Origin of the sequence: Bradyrhizobium oropedii, from assembly GCF_020889685.1 — a bacterium.
Taxonomy (GTDB): domain Bacteria; phylum Pseudomonadota; class Alphaproteobacteria; order Rhizobiales; family Xanthobacteraceae; genus Bradyrhizobium; species Bradyrhizobium oropedii.
Genome location: NZ_JACMYO010000245.1, coordinates 1 through 10,526, shown reverse-complemented (window position 1 = coordinate 10,526; position 10,526 = coordinate 1). Strand labels below are relative to the sequence as shown.

The following is a 10,526-nucleotide window of genomic DNA, read 5'->3' as shown; positions in this document are numbered from 1 at the left end:
GGGCAACGCGTCGCGCCCAAGCCGCAGCCTGGCTCCGCCCACGCCGGACGCCCCGCCGGCCGCCGATCAGCCCCCACCGCCGCCCCCTCCGCCAGGCGACACCGCCGAGCAGCACGACAATCCCACGATGAAGGACGTGCTGCGTCAGCTGTTCAATCGCTGATATTCCCGGATATTCCCGCCAAGATCGAAGGGTGACTCGGCTAACCATGCACCCGGAGGGGCCGCCTCGGCCCGCAGATCCGTGCTAAACAGCGACAGATCCAATGGCGCACCCGACTGATTGGAGGGGACGGACGAGGCTGGATGAACGCGGCTACGGACAAGGGCAAGAACTGGTTCCTGCGCGGCGGCCTGTTCGCCAAATATGTCCTCGCGCTGGTCGGCCTCGTCGTGTTCGTGCTGGCGGTCAACGGCGCGCTCGAGACCTGGATCAGCTATCGCGGCATCAAGAGCACGCTGACGGACGCGATGAGCGAGAAGGCGGATGCCACCGCCAAGCGCATCGAACAGTCGATCTCCGATCTCGAGCGCCAGATCTCCTGGGTGACCCGCGCCTGGTCCAACACGATCGACCTGCGCCGCGCCGACTATGCCCAGCTGCTCGGCCAGGTGCCGGCGGTGAGCCAGCTCACCCTGATCAATGCCAGCGGCCACGAGGTGCTGCGGCTGTCGCGCCAGACCTATACCGTGAACTCCAACGCCGACCTCTCCCGTGACCTGCGCTTCACCGAGACGGTCAGCCGCGGCACCGCCTACGCGCCGGCCTATTTCCGTGACGAGCGGCCGTTCATGTCGATCGGCGAGCAGCATGCCGGCTTCAACGCCGACGTCACCGTGGCCGAGATCGACCTGCGCTTCCTCGGTGACTATTTCGGCGATTCCCAGGTCGGCCACCTCACCTACGCCTACGTTGTCGACGCCAAGGGTCGCGTGCTGGCGAGCTCGTCGAAGGGGCCCGAGGTCGGCAAGGATCTCGCCGCGCTGCCGCAGGTCGCGGCCGTGCTGTCGCCCAAAGGCAGGCCCGTCGCCTCCGGCAAGGATATCGACGGTAACGCCGTGCTGACGACCGCGACCGCGGCGCCGAACCTCGGCTGGCACGTCTTCTATGAGCAGCCGACCGCGCAGGCGCTGTCGCCGATCCGCGACCAGCTGGTACGCATCGCGCTTCTGATTGCGCTCGGCCTCGTGGTCGCGATCATCGCCGGCACGATTTTGGCGCGGCGCATGCTGGTGCCGATCACCGCGCTCCGCGCCGGCGCGCGGCGGCTCGGCGCCGGCGATTTCGGCCATCGCATCGAGGTCAAGACCGCGGACGAGCTGGAGGAGCTTGCCGGGCAATTCAACAGCATGGCGGGGCAGCTTGCGGAAACCTATTCCGACCTCGAAGGCAAGGTGAAGGAGCGCACCCGCGACCTCGCGCAATCGATCAACGAGCTGAAGGTGCTGGAGGAGGTCGGCCGCGCGGTGGCGTCATCGCTCGACCTCAACGCCGTGCTGCCGACTGTCGCCGCCCGCGCGCTCGAGATCACCCATGCCGATGCGGTGCTGATCTATGGCTATGACGCGGCGAACCGCAGCTTCAACCTGACGCAATCGATCGGCATCGACGCAGAGGCCGATGGCCATCACCGCGCGATCGATGCGGCGAACAGCCCGCTTGCCGAGGCCGCGGCCAACGGCGAGCCGCTGGCGTTTCCCGATCTGACAGACCAGCCCGATCATCCGCTGCGCGATGTCGTGGTCGGCGCCGGCTTCCATTCCGTGCTGATCGTGCCGCTGGTCGACCAGCAGGGCGTGCTCGGCGCGCTGGTGGTGCTGCGCAAGGCGGCCGGCGATTTCCCGGCCAACATGATCGGCCTGATGAAGACCTTCGCGCACCAGGCGGTGCTGGCGATGCGCAACGCGCGGCTGTTCACTGAAGTGGACCAGAAGAGCCACGCGCTGGAGCAGGCCAATTCCACCGTGCGCGAGCAGGCCGACAAGCTCCGCGAACAGACCGAGCAGCTCACCGACTGGAACAAGTCGCTGGAGGCGCGCGTCGAGACCCAGCTTGGCGAGATCGAGCGCATCCGCAAGCTCGAGCGTTTCCTGGCGCCGCAGGTGGCGCAGCTGATCGCCTCCTCCGACGGTCATGAAGGACTGCTCGACAGCCACCGGCGTGAAGTGACTGTGGTGTTCTGCGACCTGCGCGGCTTCACCGCCTTCACCGAGGCGACCGAGCCGGAAGAGGCGATGAACGTGCTGCGCGAATATCACGCGGCGCTCGGCAAGCTGATCTTCAAATATGAAGGCACGCTCGATCGCTATGCCGGCGACGGCGTGATGATCCTGTTCAACGCGCCGATTCAGCTCGACGACCACACGCTGCGTGCGGTGAAGATGGCGGTCGAGATGCGCGAAACCATCGGCGCGCTGACCGAGAAGTGGCGCAACCGCGGCCACAGCCTGGGGTTCGGCATGGGGATCGCGCTCGGCTACGCAACGCTCGGCCAGGTCGGCTTCGAGCAGCGGCTGGAATATGCCGCGATCGGCAGCGTCACCAACCTCGCCTCCCGCCTGTGCGGCGAGGCCAAAGCGGGCCAGATCGTGGTGAGCCGCCGCGTCTACGGCATGGTCGAGCCCCATGTCGAGGGCCGTGCCATCGACGACCTCGTGCTGAAGGGCTTCAACCACCCGATCCTGGCCGCGGAGATCCTGCGCTGGAAGGACGAACCGGCCGCGAAGGCGACGGCGGCGGAGTGAGCCCCAGGCGGAACCCGCTACCGCCGAAACCTTGCATTCGCGCGCAAAGTGTGTATATTTGCGACATTCGATTAGCCGTTGTGCCTTGTTGAATGGTCAGAACGGCCCTCCTCCAAAGACATCGTGAACTCAATCGATGACGCGCAATTTTGCGCAACACATGCGCATCAGCGCAATTTGGAGAAGAGAAGATGGCAACAGGTACTGTGAAGTGGTTCAACGGCCAGAAGGGCTTTGGTTTCATCGAGCCGAGCGATGGCAGCAAGGATGTGTTCGTTCACATCAGCGCCGTCGAGCGCGCCGGTCTGACCGGTCTGGCTGAAGGCCAGAAGGTTTCGTTCGAGCTGAAGACCGACAAGATGCGCGGCAAGACCAGCGCCGAGAACCTTCAGATCGTCTGAGGCTCTTGATCGGCATGACCCCGCGCAAACGCGTTCCGCGTTTGAAGCGGGGGATCGTGCCCCTCGTCATTCCACGGATGTACTGGGATGACGTCGCGACCCGCTCGGTCCCACTGGATTGGGCGGGTTTTTGCGTATCTTTATTCCGCGTGATCCCGCGGCGCGCCATGTCGCCATCTCGCGCGACGGACGCAGACCTCCGCGCAAGATCTCACCTTCGAAGGGATGCCGATGACCGCAAGCAAGCCCGCCCCATCGCCCGCAAGCCTTGAGCGAGCCGAGCGCCAGCGCCTGGCGGCCGAGGAAGGCGCGCGCGCCATGGCCGATGTCGAGCGCGACGCACTCGCCGTGCGCAAGAACATGGAGCGTCTGCGTGCACTGCGCGAAGCGCGCGAGGCTAAGGCCGCCACTGAAGCTGATCCGGAGCCGGCCGTCGCTGCCAAGAAGAAACCGCGGGTGAAGCGCATCGCGCGCTGACGATGCTTGATCCGAACGACCGCTCTTCCTCGTTCCGTCATCCTGAGGTGCGAGCGCAGCGAGCCTCGAAAGATACACGGCCACTAATTGGGCCGACGACCCTTCGAGACGCGCAAGAGCGCGCTCCTCCAGCGACAACGGCAAAGCCGTTGCGCGGGGGTGACGGAGCGGCAGTATGGCGCTGCCGCGTTTAGTCCCCGATCAACACTGTCAAACAGCTGAGAGATACGCGTTCGCCATCTCGCGACGCGTTGCGCCCGAGGGATGCGATCCGTGTCTCCCTCTTTCACATAAGAGGGCGCAGGGAAGGCCGGGCGCCGATTGCACCCATGGGTCCCGTGCAACAAAAAGCACGGGAGGTAGGACCACAGGCGAAACCGGAAACATCCGGCCTTCCCTGCGCAATGGGTTACGGCTTACTTCGTGCTCTCCCCGGCGAGACTTGGCTTGTTTGTCACCGTCTTCACAACGCGCATCGCGCAATGCGAAAAGACACCTACCACTAGGGCGTCAGGACCACACGACTTCACCGTCCGCCGATCAGCGCGTGTCGTCGCACACGCCGCCAGCGTCCATCGCATCCCGCCGCACGTTCGTGACGATCGCGATACGCCCCTCTTGCCGGGCGGGATGGGGGAAGTTGTACAAGTGAGTTGGGGGTGAAGTCAAGATGAATTCCGAAAATCGGAATACACCTTGCGAGCTATGCAACGGCGCTGTCGTTGAGATCCCGTATCTTCGTGAAGAGCTTGGTGACCTTCTCTTCGTCGAAGAGTTTGTCAGGCCCGGTCGGAGCGATATCGATGAACGGGCGCTCGTAGAGCAGAGCCGGGTCCATGACGCCCTGATCCGTGAGATGCTGGATCACCATGTTGATGAACTCGATCTGTGCGGCGCTGGCGGTGCCCGCGGATAGAAATTCACTAAATGCTTCGCTGACCGCCGCCGGATCGAGGCCAACGAGCGAGCGGACGAAGCGACCAAAACCCTGGCTGACCTCGCGCGCCCGTTCGATATCGGCTGGCTCTCCGATGCCAGCATCGAGTAGCATTTTCTCCAACTCGCCCAAATCTGACGGCGTGAGCGGCTTGCCTTGCCGCAGCTTGTGCAAGACAAGATGATCTTTGTGCGAGCGAAGGAAATGACGGGCCTTCGACCTGAATCGCGCATAGTCGGCCGCACCGATCTGCGGCAACGTCATCTCGACGCCCTCGCCGATTTCGTCGGTGAAGTCGGAGTAGACAATCGCCTTGCGGGATTTCTCGATATGTTGGATCAGGTCGCGCAGTCGAATGCGCACCAGTTCCAGCAACGGAACGGTGACGCCCTCCCACCATTGGTCAGTCTGGATTTCCTCGATCAGCGCAGCGTGCTGCGCGATGATTGGAATGCCGGTCTGGTCCTCTAGAGCGGAGGCGATTTCGAGCAGCTGCTTGCGCAATGTGTCGAAGCGCTTTGAGCCTTTGAGCAACGCAAGCTCCAACGAGAACATCAGGAGGTCGAATCGCTTGGCCTCCTCGGTGCCCAGCATGTGCGAGGACGGCAGCGGCGCGACCTCCTCGACAAGTTCCTTGCGCTTCTCGGCATCGATCGCTGTCCATTCCTTCGGCCCGCGATATTTCTCGACCGCGCGGCGGTGCTGGCGGACGATGAAACTATCGACGTTCATGCCGCCGACGACGTCTTGCAGCGTCTTCGCAGCGTTCTCGCGGATTTGCTGCTCCGTGGGAGGCGTTTCGTCGCCTTCGGCATAGGGTGTTTGCTCGCCCGCCGAGAGCGCGTTTGTCTCGTGATGCTTCTCGTCGAGAGCCCGCACGAGATCGATCCGTCCGGCGAACAGCCGCTCCGAAAGCGACCGTGCTGCCGCCGCTTCCTTCAGTTCCGGATTCGCGCCGAAGAACTCGACGTTCTGGCAGTAGTCGAAGATTAGGAAGAACTCCTTGTCCTGTCCTGGGCCGAATAGGTCAGGACACAGCCTCGTTCCACGACCGACCATCTGCCAGAATTTGGTCTTGGATCGAACCTGCTTGAAGAACACGAGGTTGACGACCTCGGGCACATCGATACCCGTATCCAGCATGTCGACGGAAATCGCGATGTGAGGCATCGCATTCTTCTTCGAGAACTCATCGATCAGGGTCTGCGCATAGGCGCCGGTCTGATGGGTAATGACGCGTGCAAAATGGCCGGCATGCGCCGGATAGGCGGCATTGAAGCGCTTCTCGATGAATTTTGCATGCGCCTCGTTCTTGGCGAAGATGATCGTCTTTCCGAGACGGTCACCGCCCTCGACCTTGATGCCGTTCTGCATCAGATGCGCGATGACATGATCGACCGTATCTTCGTTGAACAGGCGCTTGTTGACCTCGGCCGCCTCTACGCTGTCGGGAATTTCTTCCTCGCCCCATTCCAGCATGTCCCACTGGTCTTTTTCTTCAGGAGTAAGGTCGTCGTAACGCAGGCCGGAGCGCACGATCCTGAGCGGCACGGAGATTGCCTTGGGCGGCACCAGATGCCCTTCGGCTACCGCTTCTTCCAGCGAGTAAGCATCCGTGGGGACGCCGTCCTCAAGATCGAACAGCGAATAGGTGTTCTTGTCGATGTCGTGCTTCGGCGTCGCCGTCAGGCCGACAAGGAAGGAATCGAAATAGTCGAAGATGGCGCGGTAGCGTTGATAGACAGAGCGGTGTGCTTCATCGATGACGATGAGATCGAAATGGCCCGGGCCGAACTTGACCTTGCCGTCCTGTTTACCATCGATCAGGTTCATCATGGTCGGGTACGTCGACACGAACACGCGGCCATCGCTGATGCGCTCCGTCACCAGATTGACGGGTGCTGAATCGGGCAAATGCGCCTTGAAGGCCCCCGCAGCCTGGTTCACCAGCGCAGTCCGATCAGCCAGGAAGAGCACGCGCTTGACCCAGTTTGCGCGAATCAGAAGATCGATCAGCGCAATCACGGTCCGGGTCTTGCCCGATCCGGTCGCCATCACCAGCAGCGCCTTGCGCTCGCCATCCTGCTCGAAGTGTTTCGCAACCGCGCGGATCGCGCGCTGCTGATAAGGCCGTTCCACGATCTTGCGGTTGATCGCCTCGCCGCCAAGCGGCTTGCGGCTGGTGCGGCGCTGGATCAGCAGCTCCAGTTCGTCACGTTTATAGAATCCGCCGATTTCGCGCGGCGGATAGCGCGTATCGTCCCAGACCCAGTGCTCGTGGCCGTTGGAATAGAAGATCACCGGCCGCCGACCAAACTGCGCTTCCAGACGATCGGCATAGAGTTTGGCCTGCTGCTGACCGCTGCGCGCATCTTTGCGGGTGCGCTTGGCCTCGACCACCCCGAGCGGCTTGCCATCAGCACCCCACAGCACGTAGTCGACGAAGCCGACGCCTTCATTGTTCGGCATGCCCTCGACCCGAAACTCGGTATCCTCAGGCCTATCGAGCGCCCAGCCGGCCTCGCGCAGCAGGAGATCAATATAACGGTCGCGGGTCTCGGCCTCGTTGTAGTCGTGCCGGTCGGGCTTGGCCTCGGCGGCCTTGCGGGCGGCTGCGACCTCGGTACGGAGCCGCTTCAGCTCCTCGTCGAGGTTCTCCTTGTCGGTGAGCAGCTTTGTCAGCTCGCCGTTCCTGGCGTCGAGCTGGGCCTGCTGCGCCTTGATGTAGCTGAAGGCCTTCTTCAGCGCCTCCCCCACCTCGCTCGCGTCATGACGGGCGGCGTGCGAACGCGCGGGCGGCGACAACAAGAACAAGCAGGATGGTTTGATGACGGGTTTGGACAGGACGCACGCGGCGGCGTCGGTGGTGGCGTTGCACTGCTCGCTGGGGTCGGGACGGCAATGGACGAAGCTTGCGGCCGCGCTCGGCGCCACGCCGTTCATCGCGCCGGATATTTCCGGCTATGGCGTCGCGGCCTGCGGGCGCGACTGGCCGCGGACGCTGGATGGCGAGATCGCGCGGCTTGAGCCCTGGCTCGCCAAAGCCAAGGGGCCGATGCATCTGGTCGGGCATTCCTATGGCGGGGCGATCGCGTTTCGGCTGGCGACCACTTCGCCCCATGCGCAGCGCATCCGCAGCCTAACGCTGATCGAACCGGTGCTGCCGACGCTGCTGCGTGATGGATCATCACGCAAGAGCGCTCTGTTTGAGCATGATCTCCGCGCAAACGCGTCCCGCGTTTGTCGCGAGGGAAAACCGCTTCACACTTTTCCGGATCATGCTGTGCGCGATGCGCCTGCCGACGCGCGGCTGTACGACCGCTTCGCGCGGATCGCGCAGATCGTGTCGCAGGATATTTTCGACGGCGCGGTGCTGGAGGCGGTCGAGGCGTTCACCGCGTTCTGGGCCGGCTCCGGCCCGCGCGAGCAATTCTCGCCGAGCGGGCGGCTGCGGACGATCGAGCAGGCTGACAAGCTGCCTTACGATTTCAATGCCTCGCTCGATCTCGACGGCGTGGCGGCCGCCGCGCGCGCGGTGAGGGTGCCGACGCTTGTGATGTCGGGCGGGCTGTCGCCCTATGTGACGCAGCGCATTGTCGCAAAGCTCGCTGCGCTGATTGATGGCGCCGAGCTGCGGCATCTGCCGGCCGCCGGCCACATGCTGCCGGTGACGCATGCCGACCGGGTCAACCCGGAGATCCTGCGGCACGTCTGGCGCGCCGAGGAGCTGGCGAAGCTGGAGCTGGCCGCGGATGCCGGCCGTGCCGACACGGCGCCGGCCACAGTGCAGCCGGCTGGCTCGGCGAGGCCGCATCTGGTATTCAGGAGGGGCTTCAATTGACGCGTTTTCTTCACGCGAACCGATACCCACTTCGCTCGAAAACGCGCTGCATTTTGGGAATAGTCTGCCGATGATTTTGCCTCGTGCATGCGCTGCCGCCCTCGCCGCCTCCGCGCTGCTTGCTCTTGCAGCTTCGCCCGCCTCTGCCGCCGGCGAAGCGGACGCCGTGCCGAAGGGCGCCGCCGTCACCGTGCTGAAGGCCTCGAAATTCTGCTTTGGCAACATCGTCGAGGTCTCGGGCATCGTGCTGCCGCGCGACGAGCAGCAGATCCGGCCCGACCGCTTCGGCCTGAAGGTGGCTGAGGTGAAGGCCGATCCCGGCGACACCGTCACCGCGGGCCAGGTGCTGGCGCGGCTGACCGACGGCGCCAACTCGATCAACCTCACGCCGCCAGTGGCAGGCACGATCTCGGCATCGTCGGCGATCGTAGGCAGCCCGGCCTCGGGCAAGGACGCGCTGTTCTCGATCATCGCCAAGAGCGAATACGATCTGGTCGGCATGGTGCCGACCCGCGACATCGCCAAGCTGAAGACCGAACAGACGGCAAAGCTCAAGATCATCGGCGCCGGCGAGATGGATGGCAAAGTGCGGCTGATCGCGCCGACCATCGAGCCGAACAGTCAGCTCGGCCAGGTGTTCGTCGGCATCGCGTCGAACAAGCGGCTGCTGGTGAATTCGTCCGGCCGCGCGCAGATCAAGACCGGGCAGAGCTGCGGCGTCGCGGTGCCGCTGACCGCGATTCTCTATTCCACCGCCGGCACCGTGGTGCAGGTGGTGCGCGGCGGCCGCGTCGAGACGCGGCGGGTCGAGACCGGATTGATGTCGGCCGGCCAGGTCGAGATCCGCGACGGCATCCAGGAAGGCGACATCGTCGTCGCCCGCGCCGGCGCGCTGCTGCGCGAGGGCGATCCGGTGCGGCCGGTGGGCGCCAGCGCGGACGCGAAGTAAGGCGGGGCCACATTCACAGTGTCGTCCCGGGCAAGCGAAGCGCGACCCGGGACCCATAACCACGAATGTAAATTGTCTTGAAGAGCTGTGGCCACAGCGCGGTTCAGCAACCCCGCCCTGTGGTTATGGGTCCCGGCTTTCGCCGGGACGACGTGTGGATAGAGCAGAGAAGCTCAGCCGCCGAGCTTGATGTCTTCCAGCAGCGACGATGAGACGCTCGGCACCTGCTCGCCTTCGCTCGCGCGCGAGATCGCGACGCGGGTCTTGTTGAAGGCGCTTTCGGCGCCGGCCTGGGCGTTGAGATTGTTGAGCAGCTCGGAGACCAGCACGCTGTTCGGCGCCTTGCTGTCGTCGGCGACCTTGCCCGGCGTCGCCGAGCTCAGCACGATGGTGTTCTCCGGCGGACTGATCGGCGCGAGGCCGTGCGAGAACGCGCGGAAGCGGCGCTCATAGGGATTGCGGCGCGAGGCATCGAGCACGACGAGCTTCGCTTTCGCGCCGCGCTCCTTCATCGCATCGAGCACGGAATCGACGCTGACGCCGGTGCGCTTGACGTCGGCTTCCTTCCAGATCGTGGCATCGACCGGGATCATGTAGCTCTCACGACCGACCTGCACGCCGTAGCCGCCGAAGAACAGCATCACGACGGTGTCGGGGCGGATCTTGGCCTTCATGCGCTCGACCGCGCGGAACATGTCGTCCTTGGTCGCATCTTCGACCACGTCGACGTCAAAGCCCTCGCGGCGCAGCGCGGACGACAGGGTGCGGGCATCGTTGATCGGCTGGGCCAGCGGGGCCGCGGCGTCCGGGTAGTGGCCGTTGCCGATGATGAGCGCGAGACGGGAGGTGCCGGTCGGGATGCTGCCGGTCTGCCCGGTGGCGACGGCGCCTGCGACGGTCCCCTTGGCGACATCGAGGGTGCGCTTGTTGAGCGCAGCATGGGCGCCGATCGCCAGCGACACCGTGCCGGCCACCGCCACACAAACGGCGATGGTGCGACGGGAAATATGAAGCTGCCTAAGGTTCATAACGTTCTAGTCCCAATCTCTATCCCGATGGCGTTCGAGCGAAATCGCGCCAGTTAGTCGCGTCAGTGACGATCAGGTTTAATGGGGTTGAGGTGTGTGTGCCGTTGAATTGATCTCAATTTGCGGCGCCGCAACAAACACTCCCTTA

At 64.2% G+C, this 10,526-nt stretch carries 7 protein-coding genes; 5 read left to right on the top strand and 2 right to left on the bottom strand.

Annotated features, from left to right (window positions below; translation table 11 throughout):
• Window positions 1-306 precede the first annotated feature (306 nt).
• From H8A95_RS38540 to H8A95_RS38530, 3 genes are all read left to right on the top strand, one after another.
• A complete protein-coding gene (locus H8A95_RS38540; RefSeq protein WP_229187812.1) occupies window positions 307-2,745 on the top strand; it encodes an adenylate/guanylate cyclase domain-containing protein in 2,439 nt (812 codons plus the stop codon).
• Between the two features lie 191 nt (window positions 2,746-2,936).
• The gene (locus H8A95_RS38535; protein ID WP_029084280.1) at window positions 2,937-3,146 is read left to right on the top strand and encodes a cold-shock protein; all 210 of its coding nucleotides are present in this window, start codon (window positions 2,937-2,939) and stop codon (window positions 3,144-3,146) included.
• A gap of 231 nt (window positions 3,147-3,377) precedes the next feature.
• On the top strand, window positions 3,378-3,623 hold the full coding sequence (locus tag H8A95_RS38530; RefSeq protein WP_229187811.1) for a hypothetical protein: 246 nt from the start codon (window positions 3,378-3,380) through the stop codon (window positions 3,621-3,623).
• 703 nt (window positions 3,624-4,326) lie between these two features.
• Here the strand turns inward: H8A95_RS38530 and H8A95_RS38525 are convergent.
• Window positions 4,327-7,317: a type I restriction endonuclease subunit R gene (locus tag H8A95_RS38525; RefSeq protein ID WP_229187810.1), complete on the bottom strand. Its 2,991-nt coding sequence runs from the start codon at window positions 7,315-7,317 to the stop codon at window positions 4,327-4,329.
• A gap of 70 nt (window positions 7,318-7,387) precedes the next feature.
• Between H8A95_RS38525 and H8A95_RS38520 the strand changes: the two genes are divergently transcribed.
• Entirely contained in the window at window positions 7,388-8,401 is a 1,014-nt protein-coding gene (locus H8A95_RS38520) for an alpha/beta fold hydrolase (protein WP_229187809.1), read from the top strand.
• Between the two features lie 70 nt (window positions 8,402-8,471).
• Entirely contained in the window at window positions 8,472-9,350 is an 879-nt protein-coding gene (locus H8A95_RS38515) for an efflux RND transporter periplasmic adaptor subunit (protein WP_229187808.1), read from the top strand.
• A gap of 173 nt (window positions 9,351-9,523) precedes the next feature.
• Here H8A95_RS38515 and H8A95_RS38510 read toward each other — a convergent pair whose 3' ends face one another.
• Window positions 9,524-10,378, bottom strand: a complete 855-nt coding sequence (locus H8A95_RS38510; RefSeq protein WP_229187807.1) for a caspase family protein — start codon at window positions 10,376-10,378, stop codon at window positions 9,524-9,526.
• Between the last annotated feature and the right edge of the window lie 148 nt (window positions 10,379-10,526).